Annotated in this window: 23 protein-coding genes and 3 pseudogenes; 12 read left to right on the top strand and 14 right to left on the bottom strand. The window is 44.7% G+C overall.

Features of this window, described 5'->3' with window-relative positions; translation table 11 throughout:
- Positions 1 to 19: 19 nt before the first annotated feature.
- Together ACTQ53_RS03100 and ACTQ53_RS03095 are read left to right on the top strand one after the other, a co-directional pair.
- Positions 20 to 1177 (top strand): glycosyltransferase, encoded by a 1158-nt coding sequence (locus tag ACTQ53_RS03100; protein ID WP_441931989.1) that lies wholly within the window; start codon positions 20 to 22, stop codon positions 1175 to 1177.
- Between the two features lie 78 nt (positions 1178 to 1255).
- Positions 1256 to 2029, top strand: a complete 774-nt coding sequence (locus tag ACTQ53_RS03095; protein ID WP_441931988.1) for a glycosyltransferase — start codon at positions 1256 to 1258, stop codon at positions 2027 to 2029.
- A gap of 538 nt (positions 2030 to 2567) precedes the next feature.
- On the opposite strand, the gene ACTQ53_RS03090 is transcribed toward ACTQ53_RS03095, so the two are convergent.
- Positions 2568 to 2918, bottom strand: coding sequence for a hypothetical protein (locus ACTQ53_RS03090; RefSeq protein ID WP_441931987.1), 351 nt, complete (start codon positions 2916 to 2918; stop codon positions 2568 to 2570).
- Between the two features lie 368 nt (positions 2919 to 3286).
- On the opposite strand from ACTQ53_RS03090, the gene ACTQ53_RS03085 reads away from it, so the two are divergent.
- The 3 genes from ACTQ53_RS03085 to aroC all read left to right on the top strand — a co-directional run bounded on the left by ACTQ53_RS03085 (position 3287) and on the right by aroC (position 5492).
- Positions 3287 to 3574, top strand: a complete 288-nt coding sequence (locus tag ACTQ53_RS03085; protein ID WP_294968134.1) for a hypothetical protein — start codon at positions 3287 to 3289, stop codon at positions 3572 to 3574.
- Between the two features lie 70 nt (positions 3575 to 3644).
- Positions 3645 to 4241, top strand: coding sequence for an FKBP-type peptidyl-prolyl cis-trans isomerase (locus tag ACTQ53_RS03080; RefSeq protein WP_153122812.1), 597 nt, complete (start codon positions 3645 to 3647; stop codon positions 4239 to 4241).
- A 126-nt stretch (positions 4242 to 4367) separates the two neighbouring features.
- Positions 4368 to 5492, top strand: coding sequence for a chorismate synthase (gene aroC, locus ACTQ53_RS03075; protein WP_441931985.1), 1125 nt, complete (start codon positions 4368 to 4370; stop codon positions 5490 to 5492).
- A 68-nt stretch (positions 5493 to 5560) separates the two neighbouring features.
- Here aroC and nth read toward each other — a convergent pair whose 3' ends face one another.
- From nth to ACTQ53_RS03060, 3 genes are all read right to left on the bottom strand, one after another.
- Positions 5561 to 6208, bottom strand: a complete 648-nt coding sequence (gene nth / locus ACTQ53_RS03070) for an endonuclease III (RefSeq protein ID WP_294968131.1) — start codon at positions 6206 to 6208, stop codon at positions 5561 to 5563.
- A gap of 5 nt (positions 6209 to 6213) precedes the next feature.
- Positions 6214 to 6825, bottom strand: a complete 612-nt coding sequence (locus ACTQ53_RS03065; RefSeq protein ID WP_218416334.1) for an OmpH family outer membrane protein — start codon at positions 6823 to 6825, stop codon at positions 6214 to 6216.
- Positions 6826 to 6898: 73 nt separating this feature from the next.
- The gene (locus tag ACTQ53_RS03060; protein ID WP_217759863.1) at positions 6899 to 7093 is read right to left on the bottom strand and encodes a hypothetical protein; all 195 of its coding nucleotides are present in this window, start codon (positions 7091 to 7093) and stop codon (positions 6899 to 6901) included.
- Between the two features lie 126 nt (positions 7094 to 7219).
- On the opposite strand from ACTQ53_RS03060, the gene ACTQ53_RS03055 reads away from it, so the two are divergent.
- Entirely contained in the window at positions 7220 to 8677 is a 1458-nt protein-coding gene (locus ACTQ53_RS03055) for an aminoacyl-histidine dipeptidase (protein WP_441931984.1), read from the top strand.
- A 36-nt stretch (positions 8678 to 8713) separates the two neighbouring features.
- Complete coding sequence (locus tag ACTQ53_RS03050; protein ID WP_294968126.1) at positions 8714 to 9100, top strand: hypothetical protein; 387 nt, start codon at positions 8714 to 8716, stop codon at positions 9098 to 9100.
- A gap of 108 nt (positions 9101 to 9208) precedes the next feature.
- On the opposite strand, the gene ACTQ53_RS03045 is transcribed toward ACTQ53_RS03050, so the two are convergent.
- From ACTQ53_RS03045 to ACTQ53_RS03015, 7 genes are all read right to left on the bottom strand, one after another.
- Positions 9209 to 9742: an RNA polymerase sigma factor gene (locus ACTQ53_RS03045; protein WP_441931982.1), complete on the bottom strand. Its 534-nt coding sequence runs from the start codon at positions 9740 to 9742 to the stop codon at positions 9209 to 9211.
- 195 nt (positions 9743 to 9937) lie between these two features.
- Positions 9938 to 11995, bottom strand: a complete 2058-nt coding sequence (htpG, locus tag ACTQ53_RS03040; protein WP_295347387.1) for a molecular chaperone HtpG — start codon at positions 11993 to 11995, stop codon at positions 9938 to 9940.
- 72 nt (positions 11996 to 12067) lie between these two features.
- Positions 12068 to 12928: an N-acetylmuramoyl-L-alanine amidase-like domain-containing protein gene (locus tag ACTQ53_RS03035; RefSeq protein WP_295347385.1), complete on the bottom strand. Its 861-nt coding sequence runs from the start codon at positions 12926 to 12928 to the stop codon at positions 12068 to 12070.
- 12 nt (positions 12929 to 12940) lie between these two features.
- A complete protein-coding gene (locus ACTQ53_RS03030; protein WP_441931981.1) occupies positions 12941 to 14164 on the bottom strand; it encodes a DUF4421 domain-containing protein in 1224 nt (407 codons plus the stop codon).
- A 23-nt stretch (positions 14165 to 14187) separates the two neighbouring features.
- Complete coding sequence (locus ACTQ53_RS03025) at positions 14188 to 15171, bottom strand: Gfo/Idh/MocA family protein (RefSeq protein WP_294968118.1); 984 nt, start codon at positions 15169 to 15171, stop codon at positions 14188 to 14190.
- A 15-nt stretch (positions 15172 to 15186) separates the two neighbouring features.
- Entirely contained in the window at positions 15187 to 15792 is a 606-nt protein-coding gene (gene yihA, locus ACTQ53_RS03020) for a ribosome biogenesis GTP-binding protein YihA/YsxC (protein WP_153122788.1), read from the bottom strand.
- Between the two features lie 102 nt (positions 15793 to 15894).
- A complete protein-coding gene (locus ACTQ53_RS03015) occupies positions 15895 to 17718 on the bottom strand; it encodes an ABC-F family ATP-binding cassette domain-containing protein (protein ID WP_441931979.1) in 1824 nt (607 codons plus the stop codon).
- Positions 17719 to 17887: 169 nt separating this feature from the next.
- On the opposite strand from ACTQ53_RS03015, the gene ACTQ53_RS03010 reads away from it, so the two are divergent.
- From ACTQ53_RS03010 to ACTQ53_RS03000, 3 genes are all read left to right on the top strand, one after another.
- Entirely contained in the window at positions 17888 to 20569 is a 2682-nt protein-coding gene (locus ACTQ53_RS03010; RefSeq protein ID WP_264949946.1) for a valine--tRNA ligase, read from the top strand.
- Positions 20570 to 20656: 87 nt separating this feature from the next.
- The gene (locus tag ACTQ53_RS03005; protein ID WP_441931977.1) at positions 20657 to 21949 is read left to right on the top strand and encodes a clostripain-related cysteine peptidase; all 1293 of its coding nucleotides are present in this window, start codon (positions 20657 to 20659) and stop codon (positions 21947 to 21949) included.
- A 68-nt stretch (positions 21950 to 22017) separates the two neighbouring features.
- A complete protein-coding gene (locus ACTQ53_RS03000) occupies positions 22018 to 23013 on the top strand; it encodes a GYF domain-containing protein (protein WP_441931976.1) in 996 nt (331 codons plus the stop codon).
- Positions 23014 to 23208: 195 nt separating this feature from the next.
- Here ACTQ53_RS03000 and ACTQ53_RS02995 read toward each other — a convergent pair.
- Together ACTQ53_RS02995 and ACTQ53_RS02990 are read right to left on the bottom strand one after the other, a co-directional pair.
- Positions 23209 to 23313 (bottom strand): annotated as a pseudogene (locus tag ACTQ53_RS02995) (AAA family ATPase); the annotation flags it as partial.
- A 591-nt stretch (positions 23314 to 23904) separates the two neighbouring features.
- Positions 23905 to 24066, bottom strand: coding sequence for a hypothetical protein (locus ACTQ53_RS02990; RefSeq protein WP_441931975.1), 162 nt, complete (start codon positions 24064 to 24066; stop codon positions 23905 to 23907).
- 153 nt (positions 24067 to 24219) lie between these two features.
- On the opposite strand from ACTQ53_RS02990, the gene ACTQ53_RS02985 reads away from it, so the two are divergent.
- The gene (locus tag ACTQ53_RS02985; protein ID WP_441931973.1) at positions 24220 to 25161 is read left to right on the top strand and encodes an ORF6N domain-containing protein; all 942 of its coding nucleotides are present in this window, start codon (positions 24220 to 24222) and stop codon (positions 25159 to 25161) included.
- Here ACTQ53_RS02985 and ACTQ53_RS02980 read toward each other — a convergent pair.
- A pseudogene (locus tag ACTQ53_RS02980) lies at positions 25159 to 25623 on the bottom strand (IS982 family transposase); the annotation flags it as partial. The gene ACTQ53_RS02985 and the pseudogene ACTQ53_RS02980 overlap by 3 nt on opposite strands.
- Positions 25624 to 25870: 247 nt before the next feature.
- Here ACTQ53_RS02980 and ACTQ53_RS02975 point away from each other — a divergent pair.
- Positions 25871 to 26014: pseudogene (locus tag ACTQ53_RS02975) on the top strand (IS256 family transposase); the annotation flags it as partial.

Below are 26014 nucleotides of genomic sequence, written 5' to 3'. Positions count from 1 at the left end.
AGAAATACGAGAAAAAGAAATGATGACAATTAGTTTAACAACTATTATAGCTGGCGCAGCAGTGGTTTTATTGGCGATTCTCGGATCGCTGATAAACCCATTCCTGCGCTCGCTGCGTTTTCCTAAAACAGAGGAAAATGAGGAAGATACTCCGGTATCCAAAGAACCGATAACAGTAATTATTACCGTTCATGATAATCTGCCCGAACTGGAACGCAACCTCCCGCTGTTCCTCAAGCAGCAATACGCTGCCGATTATCAGGTCATCGTAGTCTGCCAAAGCACAGATGCAGAAACCCAGGACTATCTCAAGCGCTTGTCTGCAGAGAATCCTCATCTGTATTATACATACATTCCTGAGAGTTCCCGCTATATGAGCCGCAAGAAATTGCAGATTACGCTCGGTGTAAAAGCAGCCAAGTATGAATGGATCATCCTCACCGAGCCAAACTGCAAGCCAAAGAACGACAATTGGCTGACAGCCATGTCTCAACACTTCTGTCAATCATGCAATCTGGTCCTGGGCTATGTAGAACTGGATGAAGAAACCAAAGGAGTCCGCCGCTTCGACAGCATACGCAAGGCATTCTATCTGTTAAGACGTGCCCAGCACTCTTATGGCTATCGCAGCCACATGCCAAACGTAGCTTTCCGCAAGAGCCAGTTCATGCAGGAACAAGGCTACCAGGGCAACCTGGAGTATGTACGTGGAGAATATGATTTCCTTGTCAACAAGTATGGACAACTGGGAGAAACAGCTGTAGTATTGGATAGCGATGCCTGGCTGGTCCGTGACGAACCAACCAACAAGTCATGGCACAACGCCCACCTCTATCACCTGTCATCACGAAAGAGGTTAGATAGGGCGAAATCGATGCGTACTCTGATGTTCTTCGATCATCTCTTCCCTCATCTCAGCCTCATTGCTTCTATTGCAGTATTAGCTTTCGCCATCATCACGCAGGATTGGCTCTTAACGGGAATAGCCGGCTTCGCTCTCCTGTTGCTCTTCCTGCTCCGCATGATCATTGCCATCAAGGCCATCAGGCACTTCGACGATGAGATGAACATCATCAAGTTGCCGTTCTATGAATATGGAATCATCTGGAGAAACCTCGCCAACAAGATAAGATATTGGCGTGCAGACAAGAATGACTTCACCAGCCATAAGCTGTAAGATACCGGAGAAATAGATTTCGGGAAATAGATTACAAGAGGAAAAATCTGGATTAAAGGATTTTTAAAAGACACAACCATGAAAGTATATTTGTATATAGCTAAACAGAAGAAGACGCTGAAAATGTACCTCCCATACATTGAAGCACTTGGCAAAAAGCTCGACATCACCCACAATCTGGCAGATGCCGACATCGTTATGATATTGGGAGCATGGACCATGCAGGGAGCACAGCTTGCCGGAAAATCACGCAAGATGGGCATTCCATACATGGTGTGTCCACTCGGAGACATCTCTGAACTAAACCGGAAGAATCCTCACCTCAAGCGCAGCCTCCAGTCGCTCGTGTATCAGAAGACGATGTATCAAAAAGCTGATCTCGTCATCGCCACAACACCGATGGAGAAGAACTATCTCGCCCAGCTGGGTTGGAACAAGAACATCGCCCTGATCAGATATTTCGGTTACAGTCATCTCACATCAGAAGGCGCCATGCTGGACAACTGGGCAGACACCAACATCTCTACCCTTTCCGGTTTTGAACAGCACAAGGCAGAAATGATTGCAGCACAGACCAAGGAACCTATCATCGCTCAAATCCTGCAGATAAAGAGTCGTATGCCTCACCAGAACATTCCACAGAACTATCTGGACAGCCTGCATACCTTATTATATGCCGATAATTATGATGAGGATGCCATCAATGAGGAATTGCAGACGCTGAAGCTTTCCGGCTATGCGGCAGCAGTATTCCAGGCGATGACAGAGAAAACCGGACTTACCGAGGGCTTCATGCCCCTTCCGGCAAAAAAAAGCAGAAAAAGCAAGGAGATACTGAGATATGTAAAATAGGACAAAAGCAGAAAAGGGCTACCTTCACAGGCAGCCCTTTCTACATATTATACAAAAACATTATGAATTATTTCTATTAGCGAACAAGATTCTTATTTTTCTGATAAGTAACTATTCTATCTAAAAGTCACAATAAACCGAATATATCTTAAGTTTCAAACATCTTCTTGTTTTCGTTTGCAAAGGTACTACTTTTTCTCTGAATGTGCAATACCTAAAAATGGGGGGTTTCACGATTACCTAATAGTAGGTATCTGAAAAAAGATAAACATACGATAGTTTCTGGAATATACAGGATCAGGACAAGAAAACTGCGCATTTCTGAATAGAATACACAGAGATATGAATTTATATCACAGAGATACGGAGTGAAAAACACAGAGATACGGATTTATTTCACAGAGATATCCCGGAAAAACCCAGAGTTTTCAAACGCAGACAATAAAAAAACTGCAAGTCAGATATGAAATCCAACCTGCAGTTTCTATTAAAATCTCTCTCTCAATCTATTTTGATTCTTGAATCTACACCTGCGTGATTACTTCAAACCACGGTTGATGAGTGTAGCATTCAAAAGCATCACGTACTTGCGATACTGTGTATTGTTGAGGATGCTGTGCATGTACTTCAAATCCTTGATGACAGCCTTGTCAATCATAGCTGCACGATCCTCCTTAGATGCAGAAGCAGCATTCATCATGTCTGCTGTGAAGTTCTTGTGAACGTCAGAAACAGCATCAACCTGATCGATATTAAGTGACAATGCCTCAGCCAAGCTTCCCATCTTGATGTTCATGTTGTAAGCTGCTGTTGCGTTTGTAGCCTCTTCTGCTGCAAAAGTAGTTGTCATACTCAACAATGCTACTGCTAAAATCATAATCTTCTTCATAATCTTTTTACCTTTCTTTACTTTACGAGTCTCATGGAGCAGATATCCTAATTGCTCCGTTTCCAGAGAACTCTTGTTAAACATTATCCTATAGTCTTATTTCTTTAAGACGCTGCAAAGATACGAACTTTCTGCTGTGTGCGCAAACATTTATTTGTTTTTTTTCAAAAATCCGTTTATTATTTGACATAAATCAACAAGAGCAGTCTAAAACCAGGAGCAGATAGTAATTTTTTACAGATTTTAGCTAACAAATTGTAAGATGGCTCAAAATAATTAAGGTGGAGAGGAAAATTTCCTTGATTTCTCTTCCATATCCCAATATTTATTTGTACCTTTGCAGAAGTTAAGCAACAATTAAAGAATAAATGGAACAACAGACACATATAGACAAGGCACTGGCATTTATGGAAAGCTTGGAAAAACTCGGCAGCCAACTGAAGGCAGCCGAAGAACAGCAGAAGCATTTCATCGCCCGCATGCTTGAACTGAAAAAGGCAAATCAGACAGAAGGTGATGAATATGCAGAACTATCCCAAAAGAGCAAGAGCCTGCAAGACATCATAGACAAATGGCGTCCTATCTATCTGGAGCGCATGGAAATGGTGAAAAGCGTCAGCATTCAAAGACGCCAACGCATGAATAAGAAAAAATAAAATCATATTGCCTATATATATAAAATAGGTAATAGTATCAAAACAAGATAAAATAAAAACATAAATAATAATGGAATCAAACAACAAGAACAAATTTATTGTAGTGTCTTATGCACTCTACGATGTAACTAAAGGTGATAACGGTGAAGAAATGCTCATCGAGCGTACAACAGACGAGCGTCCTTTCATCTTCATCAGCGGCATGGGCGTAACATTGCCAGCATTCGAAGAGAAGATGGTAAATCTTGAAAAGGGCGAGGAGTTCGACTTTGAGCTGGAGCCAGAGCAGGCTTATGGCCTCCACTATGACGAGCGCGTACTCGATCTCGACAAGCAGATCTTTACAGTCAATGGCCAGTTTGATGCTCAGCACGTACAGGTTGGTGCCATCATCCCATTGCAGAACGAGGACGGCAACCACTTCAATGCTGTCGTTAAGAATATCACCGACGAGAAGGTTACATGCGACCTCAACCATCCATTGGCAGGTTTGAAGCTCAACTTCTGCGGTCAGGTATTGGAAAGCCGTGAAGCAACAGCTGAGGAAATCGCTAAGATGGCTCAGATGATCAGCGGTGAAGCTGGTGGTTGCGGTGGCGGTTGCGACAACTGTGGTGGCGACTGCAAGGACGGCAACTGCGAAGGCGGCTGCGATTGCAACAAGTAATATTTGAGAATAAACTATAGCGGCTGTCTCAAGCAAAATTGGGATAGCCGCTCTTCATATCAACTCATGAGGCTTACCTACCCTGTCATCATGGGAAGAACGAGCCTCTATATCATACATAGGACAATGAGGAATACATTTGGCAATCTTTTCACTCTCACCACTTTCGGAGAGAGTCACGGCATAGCTGTAGGAGGCGTCATCGACGGTTTCCCTGCTGGCATTGACATAGACATGGACTTTATCCAGAGCGAACTGAATCGTCGACGCCCTGGACAAAGTCACATTACTACTGCCCGAAAGGAAGCAGACAAGGTGGAATTTCTAAGTGGTGTCTTCGAGGGAAAGTCAACGGGAACACCTATCGGCTTTGAAGTACGAAACCAGAACCAGCATTCTCAAGACTATGAGAACATGCGCTGTCTGTTTCGCCCATCACATGCCGACTTCACCTACAACGAGAAGTATGGCATCAGAGACCATCGTGGAGGCGGACGCTCATCTGCCCGCATCACCATCTCACGCTGCGTGGGTGGCGCCCTTGCCAAGTTGGCACTCCGCCAGCTGGGCATCAGCATCACTGCCTACACATCGCAGGTGGGAAACATCGCTTTGGAGAAAGATTACCATCAGTATGACCTCAACACCATCGAAGACAATCCGGTACGTTGTCCGGACCAGGCTAAAGCCAAGGAGATGGAAGACCTCATTGCCCAGGTTAAAGCCGACGGTGATACCATTGGAGGCATCATCACATGCGTAATCAAGGGATGCCCTGCGGGACTGGGTGAACCGGAATTCGACAAGCTCCATGCACAACTGGGTGCAGCCATGCTCGGCATCAATGCCGTGAAGGGTTTTGAATATGGAGAGGGATTTGCTGGCGTTACCGCTCGTGGAAGCGAACAGAATGATGTGTTTGTTCCGAAGGATGAAAATACAAATCAGGCTGCAGATAAATCCATCAACCAGGATGTTGCAACCCGCATCACGACCAGAAGCAATCATAGCGGAGGTATCCAGGGCGGTTTGAGCAATGGTCAGGATATCTATTTCCGGGTAGCATTCAAGCCTGTAGCCACCCTATTGATGAAACAGGACACTGTGGATTTGGAAGGAAATCCGACCAAGCTTACAGCCCGCGGCCGACATGATCCATGCGTATTGCCAAGAGCCGTACCAGTAGTAGAGGCAATGGCAGCCATGGTTATCCTGGATAACTATCTGATGAATAAAACCATAAAACTTTAATTAGTGATTAGTTAGTAGTGATTAGTGATTAACAAACTAATCACTACTAACTAATCACTAATTATTACCTAAAGTTTACTGTCCTTTAATAGTTTAGGGCAATGCTCATTGAAAAAGCATTTATCACAAAGCGGCTTGGCACTCTTGCAGATATATCTGCCATGCAGCAGAATCCAATGATGAGCATTCGGAATATCCTCTGCAGGAATATGCTTCATCAGATAATCCTCTACCTTGCGAGGCGTATCTGCCGTGCGGGGCACCAATCCCATACGATGGCTCACACGATAGACATGCGTATCCACCGCCATCGTAGCATAGCCGAACCATACGGCACGAATCACGTTCGCAGTCTTGCGCCCCACTCCAGCCAACTTCACCAGATCATCAGTCGCCTCAGGCACTTCGCCCCCAAACATCTCCACCAATTGACGGGACATCTGGGCAAGATGCTTTGCCTTGGCATTGGGATAGCTGACGGAACTGATCAGTTCATAAATATCCTCCTCACTCGCCTGCGCCATGTGCAGAGCATCGGGATAACGGGCAAAAAGAGCCGGAGTAACCATATTGATACGCTTATCGGTACATTGGGCCGAAAGCAAGGTAGCCACCAAAAGCTGAAATGCGCTACCGAATTGCAACTCGGTAGTCACATTCGGCAGCGCATCTCTGAAGTGATTCAATATAAAATTATATCTTTCGTTACGAAGCATATTGTTTATTTTTTAGCAGGAGTTTTCTCTGCACCCTTCAACTTACCCTTGTAAGCCTTGTTCAAGCCAGCAATAACCTCGTTGGTAATATCCAAAACCTTATCAGCATAGAGCAGGTTATCACCACTCTTAGAGAAGATGATGCTATACTTCTTTTCCTTGTTATATCTATTGAGATAGTTGGCAATGCTGTCGTGGAGAGCCTTGTTATACTTGTCCTGCTCAGCAGCAAACTCATTGCTCAAACGCTGCTGCAATCCCTGAAGGTCATTGTTCTGCTTCTGAAGACCAGCCTGAATAGCCTCAGCCTGCTCACGAGTATATGCGTTCTGCTGAATCTTCTGCTGGAAATTAGCAGCAGCAGCCTGCAACTGCTGCCCCTTCTGTGCGATAGTAGCCTGAATATTCTGACCCTTCTTCTCCAAGATAGAAGAATACTCCTTAGCAAAGGTATACTGAGTCATGATTGAGTCAACCTCAACGTATGCAACCTTCAACCCCGTAGAAGCCTTAGTCTCTGACTTAGCCTCAACCTGAGGCTGTGACTTGTTGCAAGATGCCAATGACAAAGCAGCAACAGCAGCAATAGCCACTGAACTCAAAATGTTCTTTTTCATTTTCTAGTATTTTATAATTTATATTTCTACTTATTAATTTCTTACTCCCGGTAAATTCAATTCATTCATATTTCTAATAAGCCTTATTGGCTTCACGCGCCTCGCGATCCTGATCTACCACACAGTGGATGCCCATCTTGCGCAAGCCCGGATTATCGTGAACATGCTGGGAAGAGAACTTACCATTCTTTTTGAAAATCAATTTCACGCTAAATAATGCCATTGCTATAGCAATTATTAACAGACTTAATAACATTAATTTTACCATTTTTATTACCTTTGCAGTGCCTTAGTGCACTTCGCGTTGCAAAGGTACGATTTTTCGAGGAAAACTCAAAATAAAATAAAGAAATAATAGAAAATTCAAAACAAAATAACATAAATATATCAATAAATGGAAAAAAAAGAATTAAAACCTGCTCTCGTGTTTGAGCAGTTCGCTAAAATCAACGAAATACCTCGCCCTTCCAAGCATGAGGAAAACATGATTGAGTACTTGAAGGAATTCGGCAAAAGCCATCAGCTCGAGACTCTGGTCGACGAAACAGGAAACGTTCTCATTCGCAAGGCTGCAACTCCAGGATATGAGAACGCTGATACCATCATCCTCCAGAGCCACATGGATATGGTTTGCGATAAATTGGTAGACGTAGAGTTCGACTTCCATAAGGATGCCATCCAGACCTACGTAGACGGTGAATGGCTGAAGGCAAAGGGTACTACCCTCGGTGCTGACGACGGTATCGGCTGTGCCATCGAACTTGCCATCCTCGCTGCCGACGATATCGAGCATGGTCCTATCGAGTGCGTCTTCACCCGTGATGAGGAAACAGGATTGACAGGTGCCGTTGGCATGAAGGCTGGTTTCATGACCGGCAAGATGCTCATCAACCTCGATTCAGAGGATGAGGGACAGATTTTCGTATCATGTGCAGGCGGCCAGACTACCAAGGCTACCTTCCACTTCAACCGCGAGGAGGCTCCTGCAGGTTATTTCTTCATGGAGGCTGCCCTGAAGGGTCTCAACGGTGGTCACTCAGGCGATGACATCAACAAGAAGCGCGCCAATGCCATCAAGTTGCTTGCACGTTTCCTCTTCCTGGAGAATGAGAAGCTGGGTGGTGAACTCCGTCTGGTTAGCTTCAACAGCGGAAAGATGCACAATGCCATCCCTCGTGACGGCAAGATTGTCTTCGCTGTCAAGAATGAAGCTAAAGAGCAGGTACGTGCTGATTGGAACATCTTCGCTTCTGAAGTAGAGGATGAATTCCATGTTACAGAACAGTCTATGCAGTTCAACATGGGTTCTGCCGATGCTGCTCCTGTCATCGAGAAGACCGTTGCAGACAAGTTCATCATGGCTTTGCAGGCTGTAGACAATGGTCCTCTTACCAACTGTCAGGACGAGGCACTCGCCGAGATGGTAGAGACTTCCAGCAATGTGGCAAGCGTTGCTACCGACGGGAACAGCATCCACATCGTGGCTTCTCAGCGCAGTAACGTGATGAGCAACCTGGATAATATGACCAACACTGTAAAGGCAGCATTCCTCCTGGCTGGAGCCGAGGTAAACGTTGGCGGAAAATACCCAGCATGGAAGATGCGTGCCAACAGCAAGCTGACCGACATCACCGTGAAGAGTTACGAAAAGCTCTTCGGCAAGAAGCCATTGGTAAAGGGCATCCATGCCGGTCTGGAGTGCGGTCTCTTCTCTGAGCGTTACCCAGACCTCGATATGGTAAGCTTCGGTCCTACTCTTCGCAATGTCCACACTCCAGACGAGGCTCTTCTGATTCCTACCGTCCAGATGGTATGGGATCACTTGCTGGACATTCTGCGCAGCGTTAAATAACAACAGATATTGTTTCATTTCCCACATTCTCAGGATATGAAAAAGATATTATATGTATTGACATTGGGCTTCGTATTGGCTCTCACCTCCTGTGGAGACCAGTACAAGGCCAAGTCACTGGTCAAGGATTTCCTGAATGAGAACCTTGCCACGGACAACGACTGCAGCTATGAGCGATTCAGCAATCTCACTCCTACTGCCATGATTGACATAGATAAAGTAAAATCAATGCGCAAGGAGATGAGCACTTTGCCATACATCAAGAAAGACATCAGCTATAATGACAATGCCATTACCGACACCTTATTATATATAAGGGCCACTTATAAGCTGACCGACAAAGATGGCAAACAGCAAGAGCTCACACAGACATTCTATATGGACAAGGCGCTGACTCATGTTGTCGCCTTCAAGCAAAACTAACCAAAAAGGTGCCAGCCATTCTCTGACGAGATTGCTGACACCTTTTTCTATTTTACACACATATTTTCTATCTTATACACATATTTCTTTCTTACACACATATAAAAACTAAGAAGCCATTTCCTCTTTTACGTATCTTCGTACACTCTTACGCGCATTACCTAAATAATGCTCTGCACACTTATATTTGATGTTCAGGTGGAGAGCAATGTCCTTCACTGTCATTCCTTCCAGGTTTAACCTATAGACACTACTTTGCTTCTCTGAAAGTTGTGCAATACCATTTTCCAGTTTCGCCTGAATCTCATGGGCAGAATAGATGGTAGCAACATCATCTACATACCTGTTCTGCCAATCAGTATTCCGGACCACATACTCATATTTTTCCAGACAGTGCCTGTGACGCCAATAATCCAGAATAAGATTGCGTGCTATAGTATATACCAGACAAGGTAAAGTAATACGTGTAATCATACAATCCATCTTCAACAAGCGCACGAAAACATTCTGCACGATATCTTCTGCCTGCTCGGCTTTTTCATCCCCCAGCAAGCGAGAAGCTACAAAACCTTTCAATTCGACGTAGCACTCTGTATAGTATTCAGCAATGATGCTGTGCTTAGATTCAATGTTCTGTTCCATGATGGTGGTTTTGATTATTATGTTTTTACATTAATTGTATTGCAAAGGTACGAAAAACAGATAGCATCACCAAAGAAATGAGATAAAAAAATGTGCTAAATGTCTGCTTTGAAACATTTAGCACATATCTAGAAACAATTTGTAACCTTCAATGTTACATTTCGTAAAGTAATATACACTTTAATAAAGCCCCAATTACTTGATCATATCCACACTTCTCTTCAGGAAAGCATCAAGAGAAGCACCCTTCAGCATACCGTTCTGCAACAGGGCGAGGTCGATAAGCTGATGAACAATGTTGTTGTTCTTGGCATAACCCGAGATGATATCATTGCGCTTTGCCTTCTCATCGCTGATAGCCTTCTCTGTATTGTGAACATCATCCTTCTCTTCCTGGGTAATCTCCTCTGGCTTCTTCTTGCCCTGCTCCTGATGAAGTACTGCAAGACGAGCCTCCTGACCCTTGATTTCAGCAAGGATTGGCTTCAATGCATCTGCTGTATTAGCCTCAGCATCCTCCAATACCTTCTTCACCAAAGCATGGTCGGAGTTCAACACGATGTTGTAGCTGTCTGGCATCTGACCGTAGAAGTTCATGCCTGTCTGGAACTGGCTCATCGCCTTCATACGGCGCATGTACTCATTCTGGGTGATGAGCACTGGCTGGTTCTGCTCGCCCAAAGCCTGAATCTCTACAAAGAACTCTGCCTTGTCGAGCTTAGGCATCTGAGAACGGAATACTTCTGTCAAGTTGTCAGATTGGTCTTTTGTCAAATCTGTCTTCTTGGCATCTTCCTTTACGATGAGTCGGTCAATGATATCCGCATCCACACGGGTGAAGCGGCTCTTCTCCAACTTCTGCTCCAGCATATTCACCATTGGGGTATCCAGCTGACCTTCCATCAGAAGCACTGAGTAACCCTTCTGCTTGGCAGCCTCGATGTAAGAGTACTGCTCCTCCTTGTTGTTGGCATAGAGATATACCAGGTTGCCATCCTTATCGGTCTGGTTGTCCTTGATGAGTGTCTTGTACTCCTCGTAAGTGAAGTACTTACCCTCCACATCCTTCAGGAGAGCGAAGTCCTTGGCGCGGTCGTAGAAGTCATCCTGTGAAAGCATACCGTAGTTGATGAAGAGTTTGAGGTCATCCCACTTCTCCTCGAATTCCTTACGGTTCTCCTTGAAGATAGAGTTCAAGCGGTCTGCCACCTTCTTGGTGATGTAGGTAGAAATCTTCTTCACGTTGCTGTCGCTCTGCAAGTAGCTGCGGCTCACGTTCAATGGGATATCCGGTGAGTCGATAACACCATGCAACAGGGTCAGGAACTCAGGAACGATGCCCTCTACCTGGTCTGTTACGAATACCTGGTTGCAATACAGCTGAATCTTGTTGCGCTGCATGTCGATGCTGTTCTTGATGCGTGGGAAGTAGAGAATACCCGTCAGGTTGAATGGGAAATCTACGTTCAGGTGAATCCAGAACAATGGATCGTCCTGCATTGGATAGAGAGTATGATAAAACTTCTTGTAGTCCTCATCCTTCAAGGTGCTAGGAGTCTTGGTCCAGAGAGGCTCTACATTATTAATAATGTTATCCTCGTCTGTCTCCACGTTCTTGCCGTCCTTCCACTCAGTCTTCTTGCCGAAGGCTACAGGCACTGCCATAAACTTGCAGTACTTGTTCAGGAGTTCCTCAATCTTGCTCTTCTGGAGAAATTCCTTGCAGTCGTCAGCGATATGGAGAACGATATCTGAACCGCGGTCAGCCTTGTCAGCGTCCTCAATTTCGAAAGCTGGTGAACCGTCGCAGCTCCACTTTACAGCCTTGCTACCCTCTTTGTAGCTCTTGGTGATGATTTCCACCTTGCTGGCTACCATGAAAGAAGAATAGAAACCGAGACCGAAGTGACCGATGATGGCATTGGCATTCTCCTTATACTTGTCGAGGAAGTCTGTTACACCAGAGAATGCAATCTGGTTGATATATTTATCGATTTCCTCCTCTGTCATACCGATACCACGGTCGCTGATAGTGAGGGTACCAGCCTTCTCGTCGAGAGAAATGCGAACGGTAGTGTCACCTATCTCACCCTTGAAGTCGCCCTGGGCAGCAAGAGTCTTCAACTTCTGTGTAGCATCCACAGCGTTGGAAACCATCTCACGGAGGAAGATGTCATGATCTGAATATAAGAATTTCTTGATGACAGGGAAAATGTTCTCTGTCGTTACACCGATATTACCTTTCTGTGCCATAGTTATTATATCTTTTAATGTTATTATTTTATTTTTTATGTTTGCTATGGCTTATACAAATAGCGTGCCAAATTACAGCACCCTACATACCCTGATGCCAATCTGCACCGGATGTTTCTGCATATAGGTATACAGTGTCATCGGTTCGTCTATTACTTTTTTATGTATACTGCTCGCATTGAGCAGGTGGAGTCCGTCCCTGTGCCAGGAAGCCAGACCGATATGCGTGGTGTCCAATCCTTTCTTGTTGGTAACAATCACGATGATGTCACCGTCATGAATAGCCTTTCTGAATATCTGGTTATTGGCAATGGTCGATTTGGGAACATAACGGTATTTTTTCCCGTTTACGCTCTTCTCCAACTGGCGAATGCCTGCTTTCCACTCAGGATGAGCAGAAAGCATCTTATAGCTCGATGTATGAGTAGACATCCAGTTGACATTGACGGTCTGGACGGCAGTAAATGGCGGATTAGGAGCGATGTTTCTGACAATACCCTCCTTTTCATTATCGTCCATCCAAATGGTAAAATAATGCTGGCGCTTCACATAAGATACTTCCCCGCCTACATATCTCACGTGCTTCAAATGTTCGCAGAAGGAAGCAAAGGAGGTTTCATGCTTCTGGGCGCACATCGTCAGGGCTGTCACCATCTCTACATAGGTGGTACAGTCGAGTTCACGTGTATTCACGATGAGAACCTCTTCCTTTGTCCTATCCAAGGTACCTCCAACGTATGGAATCCCCACAAACTGCTTGCCAAACCACAACATCCAGTTGGCAGGTTTCGTCTTCAAGGCTTTTGCCTGCTTCAACAAGTTGACGATACGAATACTGTCCTGGCGCTGATACACAACACCACTCTTTGCCATAGATGGCATCAACGACAAGACAGCCAAAACTAATACAGATATTCTCTTTAGAATTTTCATCTTCCTACAGTTTTAATGATTACGTTTTCTTCCAAAATTAACTCCGAAATACAGATTTACCGAACCGAAGGAATTATTGGTAGAAAACTGAGATTTTCTATAATTATAAGAATGGATGATAGTACTCATGCCCGCATACCATCGGGTATTGTTCCATACTACTCCAAATCTTCCTATACCATCCAAGTTGACATTCCTGAAACGGAAGTTCATGATGTCGAAATGTTCACTTTCGGTATCCGAGGTAGACTGGTTGTAGGCAAGCCCCACCGAGAGCGAGGCATTGAAAAGCCAATTCTTGGCGAACACCCAGTTATAAGCATAGCCACAACTTACATTGATATCACTATACTTCACCTGCGAAAACATCAGGCTACTGTCTATCTTAGCCTGCTCTCCAGGAGGAACACCCTGGTTCAAGCAATCATCAACAAGCTGGGTGAGCTTGTCCCAATCCACTTCCAGTTTGTGTTGGGTATATCCGATGCCCAGGAGCATGGAACCGGCACTTCTGCGCTGTACGGTACTCTGTGCATAAGCAGCTGGATAAGAGAATCTTCGATGATTAAAGATATAGTAAAGGTTGAGCCCCTTGATACTCGATTTAAATCCCCCGAAAGGCGCCTTTCTCATCGCATTACAGTTGATATATTCTCCCAGATTCATGCGCTTGACATGATAATCATTACCTGTCTGACGCCAGAAGAGATCAACACCCAGCAGACTGCTGTAGAGACTCAAGTCAAACTCCTTTTTATTCGTATGACTGTTATTGGCATTGATATGCTTCAAGTCGAAAGTATAACCCAGGAATACCCATCGCCATCCCAGATACGGACCTAATCGCCAGGAAGGGTCAGGGGCAAAGGTAATGCTCTGTCCCTCCTTGTTGCGCAAGGTATAAATCTCGTAGGTATTCGTATTCTGCAGCATTACTGTATAGTTGTAATGCTGGTCTTCGATATAGGAAGAATCGGTGGTATTGAATTCCCGGAAAAAGCGGGTAAAGACGTTGCCCACCTGATGAAAGAAAGTCCGCTTATGACGGGTTCTTATCAGGCTATCCGTGGAGTTGTGCTTAAACATGGTAGAATTGAAAAGATGGCGTACAAAAAGGGTGTCTGCCACCTCCACCCTCTTTTCATTGTCTTTTGCAGACAAAGATTCCTCTTCTGCTGCTCCTACAGGCAGCAGAAAAAAGGTTAACATCATCCACAAAAAACAAATTTTTCTCATACAGAGACTTTTTTATTTTAAGTCTAATTCTTCCACAAAACACGGTCTAGCACCCAGTTAACCGGTGTAGCCGAGATACTCGTACAGTCGCAATGCCCGATGCCCTGCAAATGCTCTATGACATGCTTGATCATCGGCAATTGCACATAGGAAGGATTTGGTACGGTAATACTCTGTTTTCCTTCACTGGTGATGAGAACAATAGGTTCATATGTAAATACCGAAAAAGACAAGGAGCCCTTATCACCGATAATCTCGATACGGTCTTCCTTTGCACTCTCATGTCCCACAAAGCACCAGCTTCCACTGCCCGTAACCCCATTTTCGAAGAAGAAACAAGCTGAAACGGTATCCTCTGCCTTGTAGAGATGAGCACGATTGGCAGGATAACCATGTGCACGGGTGATAACACCGAAAATATTCTGCAACAAATCAATCTGGTGTGGGGCCAAATCATAGAAATAACCTCCACCCGCAATATCCGGCTGCAACCTCCAAGGCAATTCCTTTTCGTTTTTATAGTCAAGGTCACGAGGAGGCACAGAGAACCTTATCTGAACATTGATTACCTTACCGATGGTACCGTTTTCAATGATCTCCTTCACTTTCTGGAAATATGGAAGATAACGACGGTAATAAGCCACAAAGCAAGGAACACCAGTCTGCTCACTGATACGATTGATACGGATACAGTCGTTATAGCTTGCTGCCAATGGCTTTTCTATATAAACAGGCTTGCCTGCACGCATTGCCATGATGGCAAAGGTGGCATGAGACGATGGCGGCGTAGCGATATAGATGGCATTTACATCAGGGTCATCTATCAATTCCTGGGCATCCGTATACCATTTACGGATATGATGACGCTCAGCATAACTACGAGCCTTGTTCTCGCTACGGCTCATCACTGCCACAACCTGCGAACCTTCCACCTCATTGAAGGCCGGTCCGCTCTTCTTTTCGGTTACTTCTCCGCAGCCGATAAATCCCCAATTAATCTGTTTCATACGTTTCGATGATTTTTATTCTCCAGCAAGCGACTTGTTGATCTCGTCAATATAATCGAGTACTTCGTCGCGTCCCATCTTTTTCTCACTACTAGTAATAAAGTAAGGAGGAAGCTCTTCCCAGCGATCTTCCAATGCATGCATCCATTTCTCGGCATTCATACGAGCCTTTACCGGTCCCAACTTATCTGCCTTGGTGAAAACGATACAGAATGGCACATTGCTTTCGCCCAACCAGTCTACGAATTCACGGTCAATCTTCTGCTGGTCATGGCGTACGTCGATAAGAACAAAGACGTTTGCCAACTGAGGGCGCTGAAGGATATAGCTGCTGATCATCTGCTCCAACTGCTTCTGGACAGTCTTGGAGCGCTTGGCAAATCCATAGCCGGGAAGGTCAACCAGATACCATTCATTATTGATAATGAAGTGATTGATCAGCAACGTCTTACCCGGTGTGGCTGAAGTTTTAGCTAAACCTTTATGATTGCAAAGCATATTGATAAGACTAGACTTACCCACATTGCTTCGACCGATAAAGGCGTACTCAGCCTTATTATCCTTTGGACACATGCTCACTCGTGGAGCAGATATTGTAAATTCAGATTTCTTAATTTCCATCGTTATGTTTTCTATTATTATGTTAATCACTAAATGTCAGCAAACGAACTAATCAAAAGTTCAATGTTCAAACCTCAAAGTTCAATGTTCAAAGTTCAAAGTCTATAGCATCTCTGACAATTCCAGCCATCTCATTTCCTTCTCATCAAGTTCATCCTTGATTTCCGGCAGTCGCTTGCTCTTTTCCGTCAGTTCATCTACCGAAAGCGTTCCGCTGCAAAGGGCCTCTTCCAATTTTTTCTGCTCTTCGGTAAGCTTATCAATTTCCTGGGTCAGCTGTTCATATTCACGCTTCTCCTTGTAGCTCATCTTGCGCTTGTTCTCAAAGTTGGCGTCACGCTTGGCTGTGCCGGCGCCATCATTGACTGCAGCATTATTGCTGGCAGTTTTAGCCGCAGCTTTCTCTGTCTCATCCTTCTCCTGCAATCGGCTCCAGTCACGGTATTGGGTATAGTTGCCAGGGAAATCCTGTATCTCGCCCTCGCCCTTGAACACCAGAAGATGATCCACTACCTTGTCCATGAAATAGCGGTCGTGACTTACTACGATAACGCAACCGGCGAAATCCTGCAAGTATTCCTCCAGTACCTGGAGTGTCTGGATATCAAGGTCGTTGGTAGGCTCATCGAGAACCAGGAAGTTAGGATTCCTCATCAGCACCGTACAGAGATAGAGCTTGCGCTTCTCGCCTCCACTCAACTTATATACGTAGTTGTGCTGCTCTTCTGGAGTAAAGAGGAAGAACTGCAGGAACTGCGAAGCCGTCATGTGCTTGCCATTACCCAAGTCGATATAATCGGCAATCTCAGTAATGACATCAATCACCTTCTGGTCTTCCTTGAACTTCAATCCCTCCTGCGAGAAATAACCGAAGCGAACCGTCTCACCGATGTCAAACTTACCGCTGTCCGGCTGAACTTCACCCAAGAGCATCTTGATGAAGGTAGACTTACCCGTTCCGTTATTACCCACAATACCCATCTTCTCGAATCGGGCAAAGTTGTAATAGAAGTTATCGAGTATCACCTTCTTCTTACCACGGTCATCGAAAGCCTTGCTTACATACTGACATTCAAATATCTTGGAACCGATATATACGGTAGAAGCCTTCAGACGCACCTGTCGGTCTTCGATACGCAGCTTAGCCACCTTCTCCAGTTCATAAAAGGCATCTTCACGATACTTAGCCTTATGACCACGTGCCTGAGGCTGGCGGCGCATCCAGTCCAACTCCCTGCGGTAGAGATTCTTGGAATGCTGAATTTCAGCCCGGAGATTCTCCATGCGCTCCTGACGTTTCTCCAGATAGTAAGCATAATTGCCTCTATAGGTATAGATGGTCTTATCGTCAAGTTCCAGGATGGTATTGCACACCTTGTCCAGGAAGAAACGGTCGTGAGTAACCATGAAGATGGTCTTGTTTCCTCTGTTCAAGTATCCCTCCAGCCATTCTATCATTTCCAGGTCAAGATGGTTGGTAGGCTCATCGAGCATCAGGAAATCGGGCTCCTCTATCAGCACATTAGCCAGGGCAACACGTTTCTGCTGTCCCCCGCTAAGCTGCCCCATCGGCTGCTCCATATTGGTAATATGTAGCTGGGTCAGGATCTGCTTGGCACGGAGCACCTTCTCCGGGTCTCCCTCATGATTGAAACATGCATCGAGCACGCTCTCCTCTGGATCGAATTGAGGAGACTGCTCCAAATATCCAATCTTCAAATCGCGACGATAGATGATATCACCGCTTTCATGTCCCTCCTTATTCATCAGAACAGACATCAAGGTAGACTTTCCCGTGCCATTACGTGCCACGAGTCCCACCTTCTGTCCTTCAGCGATAGAGAAGGAAATCTTATCAAAAAGAACCTGCGCACCAAATCGTTTGGTGAGGTTTTGTACGTCTAAATATGGTATCTGACTAGCCATTCTGCAATTTTTTCATGCAAAGATAATGATTTTCGCTCAAAAAGTAGTATCTTTGCACCGTATTTTTAAGGAAACTTGCATATTTTATCGTATAATTGATTGTTTGCGGTAACTTTTGGGGCAGTTTTCGAAGATAAAAAGATTAGAAAATTAAAAAGACATATTAAGAATGGAATTAGCAAGTAAGTACGATCCACAAGCAGTGGAAAGTAAATGGTATCAGTACTGGCTCGACAACAAGCTTTTCAGCTCTAAGCCAGATGGTCGTGAACCTTATACAGTGGTGATCCCTCCACCAAACGTAACGGGTGTGCTCCACATGGGACACATGCTCAACAATACTATCCAGGATATTCTCGTTCGCCGTGCTCGCATGGAGGGCAAGAACGCTTGTTGGGTACCTGGAACCGACCACGCCAGTATCGCTACCGAGGCTAAGGTGGTTAACCGCCTCGCCCAGCAGGGTATCAAGAAGACCGACCTTACCCGCGAGGAGTTCCTCAAGCACGCTTGGGACTGGACTCACGAGCACGGTGGCATCATCCTCAAGCAGCTCCGCAAGCTCGGTGCCAGCTGCGACTGGGACCGCACAGCATTCACCATGGACGAGACCCGTTCCCGTGCCGTCATCCACGTATTCTGCGACCTTTACCAGAAGGGCCTCATCTATCGTGGCGTGCGCATGGTTAACTGGGACCCTAAGGCTCAGACTGCACTCTCTGACGAGGAGGTTATCTACAAGGATGAGCACTCTAAGCTCTACCATCTGAAGTATTATGTAGTAGAGCAGGACTGCCAGCAGGTGGACGAGGAGAACGTGATTCACAAGGATGAGAAGGGATATTATGCAGTAGTAGCAACCACCCGTCCTGAGACCATCATGGGCGACTCTGCCATGTGTATCAACCCAGAGGATAAGAAGAATACCTGGTTGAAGGGTAAGCACGTGATTGTGCCTCTCGTAAACCGCGAGATTCCTGTCATCGAGGATACATACGTAGATATCGAGTTCGGTACCGGTTGCTTGAAGGTAACTCCAGCTCACGATATCAACGACCACGCACTCGGTTTGAAGCACGGTTTGGAAACCATCGATATCTTCAACGACAACGGTACCATCAGCGAGGCAGCAGGTCTCTATGTTGGCATGGACCGCATGGACGTGCGCAAGCAGATTTCCATCGACCTTCAGAACGCCGGTCTGATGGAGAAGATTGAGGACTATAATAATAAGGTGGGCTTCTCTGAGCGCACCAATGTGCCTATCGAGCCAAAGCTCTCTACACAGTGGTTCCTCAAGATGCAGCACTTTGCTGACATCGCCCTCCCTCCAGTAATGGACGATGACATCGAGTTCTATCCTAAGAAGTACAAGAACACCTATCGCCACTGGTTGGAGAACATCAAGGACTGGTGTATCAGCCGTCAGCTCTGGTGGGGTCACCGCATCCCAGCTTACTACTTCGACAATGCCGGCAAGAAGGATTTCGTGGTAGCTGAGACTGCAGAGGAGGCTCTGAAGCTCGCTCAGGAGAAGAATGCCAGCATCAAGGCTGAGGATCTTGAGCAGGAGAGCGACTGCCTCGACACTTGGTTCTCTTCATGGTTGTGGCCTATCTCTCTGTTTGATGGAATCGAGCATCCAGACAACGAGGAGATTAACTACTACTACCCTACTTCCGACCTCGTAACTGGTCCGGATATCATCTTCTTCTGGGTAGCACGTATGATCATGGCTGGCTACGAATATCGTGGCAAGATGCCATTCAAGCACGTATATTTCACAGGTATCGTTCGCGATAAGCTCGGCCGCAAGATGAGCAAGAGTCTCGGTAACTCACCAGACCCACTGGATCTGATTGACAAGTTTGGTGCCGACGGTGTTCGTATGGGTATGATGCTCAGTGCTCCAGCCGGCAACGACATCCTCTTCGACGAGAGCCTTTGCGAGCAGGGACGTAACTTCAACAATAAGATCTGGAATGCCTTCCGCCTCGTGAAGGGTTGGGAGACTGCAGATATCGAGCAGCCTAAGAGTGCAGAAATCGCCGTGAAGTGGTTTGATGCCAAACTCAAGGAGGTGAACGAAGAGATGCAGAAGCAGTTCAAGGACTACCGTATCTCTGAGGCTTTGATGACTGTATATAAGCTGTTCTGGGATGAGTTCTCATCTTGGTACCTGGAGATGGTGAAGCCAGCTTACGGCCAGCCTATCGACCAGAAGAGCTACGACGCTACCCTCCGTTTCTTCGATGCCCTCCTGAAGATGTTGCATCCATTCATGCCATTCATCACCGAGGAATTGTGGCAGCACATCTACGACCGCAAGGATGGCGAGAGCATCATGCGCGAGAAGCTGGAGATTCCTGCACCTACAGCTGAGGAGCAGAAGTTGGCAGCAGATATCGAGGCTGTGAAGCAGATTATTGCCGGCGTTCGTACCGTTCGCAACCAGAAGAACATTGCCCAGAAGGAGCAGTTGTCTCTTCAGGTAGTAGGCAAGAACGATTTCGAGGCTTACAACGACGTAACTCTAAAGATGGCCAACCTCGACAAGATTGAGGTCATCGCAGAGAAGAGTGCCGATGCATCAAGCTTCATGGTAGGTACCGACGAGTTTGCCGTTCCATTGGGCGACCTCATCGACGTGGCAGCCGAGATTGAGAAGGCAGAGGCTCAGCTCAAGCACCTGGAGGGCTTCCTGATGGGTGTACGCAAGAAGCTCAGCAATGAGAACTTCGTAGCTCACGCTCCTGAGAAGGTAGTTGCCCTGGAGCGCAAGAAGGAAAGCGACTCTGTAGAGAAGATCGCTGCCCTCAAGGCAACCATCGAGGAACTCAAGAAGAAGTAATAATATTATATTTGTCATGTTAAGCGTTGAATGTTAAGTGTTTGAACTTAGCATTTCACGCTTAACATTTCATATTTTAAGAGAAACATGATCAAGAAGCTTTTCACCTTATTTATATGTTTGTTTTCGCTTGCTATGACTTTCACCAGTTGTAGCGATGAAGCCGTTGATGTGGAAACTGTCAACAAGCAGACTATTTTCGTCTTCTTTCCATGGACAGGCGATACGGGCTCATCGGGTCTATATAGTGAATTGAAAAATAATGTAGACAGTATGTGCGCTGGCATTGTTGACAAGAAGGGACTTACCAATACAAGAGTTTTGGTTTTCTTCACCGAAAAATACAATCAGAGCACACTCTACGATCTTCAGTATGACGCAACAACCAAGACCGTGAACCGTATTCCTATCAAGAAATACGAAGGCAACCGTCATTGCACAGCTGAAGGATTCGCTGACTTGCTGAACGATGTAAGACAAAACGCAGAAGCCCTCAACTACTCCTTGATTATCGGAGCACATGGTTGCGGATGGACTTACGCCAACGACTGGGTGAATTATCCATATAAGGCACGACCAAAAGGCGGTTCCATCAGAAATGGAAATGATGAAAATGCTGTATCCAATGCTCCTTCCAACAGTTTTAGCGGCATCCAGTTTGGCAATGATCCCAACAAACCTGTCACCCGCTTCTTTGGAAGCGTAAGTCAGGCAGACAATGCCATCGATATTTCCACCTTGGCCGAAGGCATCAAACTCAGCGGACTCAAGATGCAATTCATCCTCTTCGATGCCTGCTACATGGGCAATGTGGAGACGGCTTACGAACTGAAGGATGTAACCAACTTCCTGATCAGTTCCAGCAGCGAAGTGATGGGCGAAGGCATCCCATACAAGACTATATGGAGTTATCTCTGCTCATCTGTACCCAACTATTCAAGCGCAGTATCAGGCATCGTCAACTTCTACAAGAACTCCAATGTCCCTTACTGCAACATGGCTGCAATAGACTGCCGACAGATAGACAAACTGGCAAGCATCATGAAGGAGATCAACAGCAAGTATACATTGGCTTCGACAGTGCCACTCGACTCTATCCAGCCTCTGGATGGTTTCTCGCCAAATCTCTTCTACGATCTCTCGGTTTACGTAGACAGCCTCTACCCTAGCGGCTATCTGAAAGATGAGTTCACATCACAATTAAAGCTCACCATCAAGGCAGCGGAACATACGGATGAAGCCTATACTGCCTTAATGAGTTTTTATGGCAAGACCTTCAAGGTGAAGAACTATTGCGGTCTTTCCATCTCCGACCCTAGCCAGAACAGCGTAGCTATCAAGGGAAGAGAGAAGACCGGTTGGTGGAAAGCTACACATTAACATGAAACGGTTTGACCACAGGTTAGACCGCTTCATTAAGTTCAATGTACAAAAATTAAAAAACAAAGATGGAATATTTTATCATAGACAATAACGGTCAGCAAGCAGGTCCTTTCAGTCAGGACCAGCTTGTCCAGAAAGCCATCAGCCCAGAAACATTAGTCTGGAAGCAGGGAATGGCAGATTGGACACCGGCTTGGAAAGTTGAAGAATTGAGAACTGTACTGGAGGCTGTTGAAGCCAACAAGACAAACGCCACGAACCAGCAGGAAAACCAAGAGCCTCAGCAGCAAACTTCTGAGCAGGCTCAGCAACAGGCATATCAGCAGGCTCAGCAACAGGCTTACCTGCAAGGTTTCCAACAGGGAGCAGCCATGAATGCCAACTTCCAGCAGCAACCAAAGAAACGAAAGAGCCATATGGCAATGAAGCTGATTATCGGCTTGATTGTCTTCATCATAGCCGTTTTCGCTGTTTCCAATCCAGGAGCTGATGCCCACAAGGAGAAGGTTCGCACGGAAGTAGGCAAAGCCATCGAAAAGGCAACCAGCACTTCTGACAACAATTTCTTCACTCAAGCCCTCCGCTCGGTAGCCAAGATGATGGCGGGCAGCGTCATGGATGAAGCCATGAACCAGCTCTTCGAATACCACAACTACATTGTATGTTCTAAAGGTACCGTAGAGTTTAATGGCAAGCAGCACACCGTCAGCTTCGGTATCCTTGGCACAGTTTACACCATGAATGCCGATGATATGGTAAAGGCGCTGGAAGGTGCCGACAATCTGCAGCTGGAAGAAATGAACTCTTCCTCATCCGACGACACCTCTTCCATTGATGGAACCAACGATGAAAGCACCAGTTCTTCCAATGATACTTCTGATGATGAAGGTTTTGGTGCCAAGGTTCAGAAAAGACTGGAAGACAAGGCAAACCAGGCCATGGATAAAGCAGCAGAAAAGGTAGGCAAGAAAATAGAAGAAAAGATAAACCAGAAGTTAGATGAGGCTACCGATTCTTCTAAAGTAGAAAAGCTTATCGATAAGATTCTGGAATTCCTATAATCTGCAGGAATTTCTAATGCTAGGCTAAGATTAATAAATGATGCCCAGCATCAATAAGAAAGAGGGTGCGTCATTAGTTTATGACACACCCTCTTTCTGTTGGTATAAATATGTTGTACGATAGTTGTTCCATCAGCGTCATTAATCACAGCCTATTCTGCCAGCATTTGATTATTCCTATTAAGCTTCTAGGACTTTACCATTAGTCACTAAGTCATAGACCAATGCCGTCTTATCGAGATAAACATAATCATCTTCTATGATTTGTTCGAAACTCTGTATTCCGATAGGATATTTCATATTGCAGCCTTTTTAATAAAATATGGTGCAAAGATACAATTTTATTTTCATATATCCTTGGTTTACCTGTCGTTATTTTGCATGATAGATTCAAAGGAGGAAGAAACCTGCACAAAACTTTGGTGATTTCAAATATTAATCGTATTTTTGCATCAAATTAGAGTAACAAAAATTAAGGAGGATTACAATATACCTAAAATAATGTCAAACTCAAAAGAACGACTAAACGATAAAGCCCAACGCTTTTTCGAAACTATTTGAAGATACAAGAACACGACTTGCCAAATCAACTATTGCTGACTACAAGAAATTCACAGAAAAGAAAGAATATTTAGAAAAGACTGGTATTTCGGTATTATTAAGTTGGGCATTTGATACACGCCGATATAAATTTGGAGATAATGGAACGACCTATCTTGATGACAATGGTAGACCTCAGAATCCAAGAAATGAATGTGCTACGTCTGTAGCTGTAGCTATACTTATCTTATTTTTAGCTGTATGCTGCTTATAAAAACAAGGATATTCGGGAAAAAGAGTTTGACGCACATTTTCAGTGCATCAAACTCTTTACTTTTTATCTACAATAGTTTATTTTACTGCAACCTTGATTGCATTATCACCGAATTTTGCAATAACCATAGTTTCTGATACAGCGCAGGATGCGGTACCGTCCACGACAGAAGATGAGCCGATAAGCTTGCCATCAGCTGCATAGAACTTAACCACCTCGATTAATAAAAGTACAATCACAGCAATAAAACTATTAATTTTACGTTCTTTTCAAAAAAAGGGGTTGTGCAATAGCAATAGTGTCTTAAAGGCTAAAAGCACTACCTTTGAATGCTGTTAAATATGGTAATGTTCAAAGTCACAATTTGTGATTTTGGAAAAATGAATATAAATATGACAGATAAAATAGAAAAAAAGGAGAGCAGCGAACTGACCACAAAAAGTGACCAGTTGGTTGGTGTTGACAATATAGAGCCTCTAATAAAAATCATTAGAGGACAACAAGTTATGCTTGACCGTGACCTTGCCACACTTTATGGCGTTGAAACAAAGCGTCTTAATGAGCAAGTAAAACGTAATATTAAACGATTTCCAGAAGATTTCATGTTTCAATTGACCAAGGAAGAATGTTTAAGGTCGCAAATTGCGACCTTAAACGAAGGACGCGGACAACATTTGAAATACATGCCTTACGTATTTACTGAAAACGGAGTCGCTATGCTTAGTAGTGTTTTACGTTCAGACACTGCGATTGAGGTGAATATTCGAATAATGCGAGCTTTCACTTCAATGCGTCACTTTCTACAGAACAATGCCCAAGTGTTTCAGCGTCTCTCAACTATGGAATACCATCAATTGGAAATGCAACAACACTTGCAAGAATCCGACAAACGTATAGAAGAAGTGTTTCGCAGATTGGACGAAGGCAATGCAAAACCGAAACAAGGTGTGTTCTACAATGGGCAAGTTTATGATGCCTATACTTTCGTGTCCGACTTGATTAAGAGTGCGAAGAAACGTATTGTCCTTATCGACAACTATGTTGACGAGACTGTACTGACATTGCTCGATAAAAGAGACAATAACGTGTCTGCAATCATCTACACTCAGCAGATAAGCCGTCAGTTCCAACTCGACATAGACCGTCATAATGCTCAATATGCACCGATTGATGTTGAAACATTCCGTTTATCACATGACCGCTTCCTTTGTATAGACGATGATGTGTATCATATAGGAGCATCCATAAAGGACTTGGGCAAAAAGTGGTTTGGCTTCTCTAAGATGGAGATACTTACACCAGATGAATTGGTGGAAAGAATCAACAAAGGGTAATACTGTTACCAACTGGATGCCTTCCTCAAAAAGTGAATCGAAGAGTTTTTGCGAGATATAGCCTTTATCTGCAAACAGCTTACCATACAGACGTTTAGCCAACACATCGAATACCGCTGGATCTTTGTCGCTAACGTTTGCACCAGTGAGAACAAAAGCAATTATCTCACCTCTATCATTACAAGCCAGATGTAGCTTGAACCCATTACACCATCCCATTGTTCCCTTTCCATCTGTGGCAATGCCTTTGAACACTTTGTTGGCATAACGCCTGAGATTGTGGCATAGTGGTATCATGGTTGAATCAACAAAGGTTATACCTGTACATCTGCCAAAAGCAAGGAGATCCAGGAAGAACATGAGAGGGAAGAATACGCGACTTTCAAGTTCTACAAAACGGTTATAAGACACCGCATTTGGAAAATATGACTTCAATGTTCCTCTAATAAAGAATAGGTAATAACTTCATTACATTTTATTTTTTAGTTGTTTTCAGGGAGACAAAGATAGTGAATTTATTCGAAACTGCACAGAAAGTTGGGGGATAAATGTATGAAATAGGGAGCTGGAAGTAAGAAATGACAAAACGGCTACCTGACATTACTCATCAAGCATCCGTTTTAAAGATTCTATCATTTCTTGAATTGCGAGAGTGTAAACTAAACTGTGTCAAGCTACAATAAAAGTAGTTTAACACAGTTTTTATATTATGGACAACTTAGAAATTGATTACAAGAAAGCAGCTCAGCAGTTGCGTAGTGGTGAAGCCTTATTTGGCAAGGACGGAGCATTAGCTCCATTGTTAGAACGTATTCTCAACTCAGCTCTCGAAGGTGAGATGGACGCTCATTTA

The organism is Prevotella sp. Sow4_E9_plate (genome assembly GCF_052116205.1).
Lineage (GTDB): Bacteria > Bacteroidota > Bacteroidia > Bacteroidales > Bacteroidaceae > Prevotella.
The sequence above is the reverse complement of the archived record's forward strand: the minus strand, read 5'-3'. Positions and strand labels throughout refer to the sequence as shown.

Coding starts and splice junctions, on each gene's coding strand:
- ACTQ53_RS03080 (WP_153122812.1), top strand. CDS start 3,645: ATGGAATCAAACAACAAGAACAAATTTATTGTAGTGTCTTATGCACTC.
- yihA (WP_153122788.1), bottom strand. CDS start 15,792: ATGGAAATTAAGAAATCTGAATTTACAATATCTGCTCCACGAGTGAGC.
- nth (WP_294968131.1), bottom strand. CDS start 6,208: ATGCTTCGTAACGAAAGATATAATTTTATATTGAATCACTTCAGAGAT.
- ACTQ53_RS03060 (WP_217759863.1), bottom strand. CDS start 7,093: ATGGTAAAATTAATGTTATTAAGTCTGTTAATAATTGCTATAGCAATG.
- ACTQ53_RS03030 (WP_441931981.1), bottom strand. CDS start 14,164: ATGAGAAAAATTTGTTTTTTGTGGATGATGTTAACCTTTTTTCTGCTG.
- ACTQ53_RS03065 (WP_218416334.1), bottom strand. CDS start 6,825: ATGAAAAAGAACATTTTGAGTTCAGTGGCTATTGCTGCTGTTGCTGCT.
- ACTQ53_RS03055 (WP_441931984.1), top strand. CDS start 7,220: ATGGAAAAAAAAGAATTAAAACCTGCTCTCGTGTTTGAGCAGTTCGCT.
- ACTQ53_RS03085 (WP_294968134.1), top strand. CDS start 3,287: ATGGAACAACAGACACATATAGACAAGGCACTGGCATTTATGGAAAGC.
- ACTQ53_RS03035 (WP_295347385.1), bottom strand. CDS start 12,928: ATGAAAATTCTAAAGAGAATATCTGTATTAGTTTTGGCTGTCTTGTCG.
- ACTQ53_RS03005 (WP_441931977.1), top strand. CDS start 20,657: ATGATCAAGAAGCTTTTCACCTTATTTATATGTTTGTTTTCGCTTGCT.
- ACTQ53_RS03095 (WP_441931988.1), top strand. CDS start 1,256: ATGAAAGTATATTTGTATATAGCTAAACAGAAGAAGACGCTGAAAATG.
- ACTQ53_RS03000 (WP_441931976.1), top strand. CDS start 22,018: ATGGAATATTTTATCATAGACAATAACGGTCAGCAAGCAGGTCCTTTC.
- ACTQ53_RS03010 (WP_264949946.1), top strand. CDS start 17,888: ATGGAATTAGCAAGTAAGTACGATCCACAAGCAGTGGAAAGTAAATGG.
- ACTQ53_RS03015 (WP_441931979.1), bottom strand. CDS start 17,718: ATGGCTAGTCAGATACCATATTTAGACGTACAAAACCTCACCAAACGA.
- ACTQ53_RS03090 (WP_441931987.1), bottom strand. CDS start 2,918: ATGAAGAAGATTATGATTTTAGCAGTAGCATTGTTGAGTATGACAACT.
- htpG (WP_295347387.1), bottom strand. CDS start 11,995: ATGGCACAGAAAGGTAATATCGGTGTAACGACAGAGAACATTTTCCCT.
- ACTQ53_RS03025 (WP_294968118.1), bottom strand. CDS start 15,171: ATGAAACAGATTAATTGGGGATTTATCGGCTGCGGAGAAGTAACCGAA.
- aroC (WP_441931985.1), top strand. CDS start 4,368: ATGAGGAATACATTTGGCAATCTTTTCACTCTCACCACTTTCGGAGAG.
- ACTQ53_RS03050 (WP_294968126.1), top strand. CDS start 8,714: ATGAAAAAGATATTATATGTATTGACATTGGGCTTCGTATTGGCTCTC.
- ACTQ53_RS02985 (WP_441931973.1), top strand. CDS start 24,220: ATGACAGATAAAATAGAAAAAAAGGAGAGCAGCGAACTGACCACAAAA.
- ACTQ53_RS03100 (WP_441931989.1), top strand. CDS start 20: ATGATGACAATTAGTTTAACAACTATTATAGCTGGCGCAGCAGTGGTT.
- ACTQ53_RS03045 (WP_441931982.1), bottom strand. CDS start 9,742: ATGGAACAGAACATTGAATCTAAGCACAGCATCATTGCTGAATACTAT.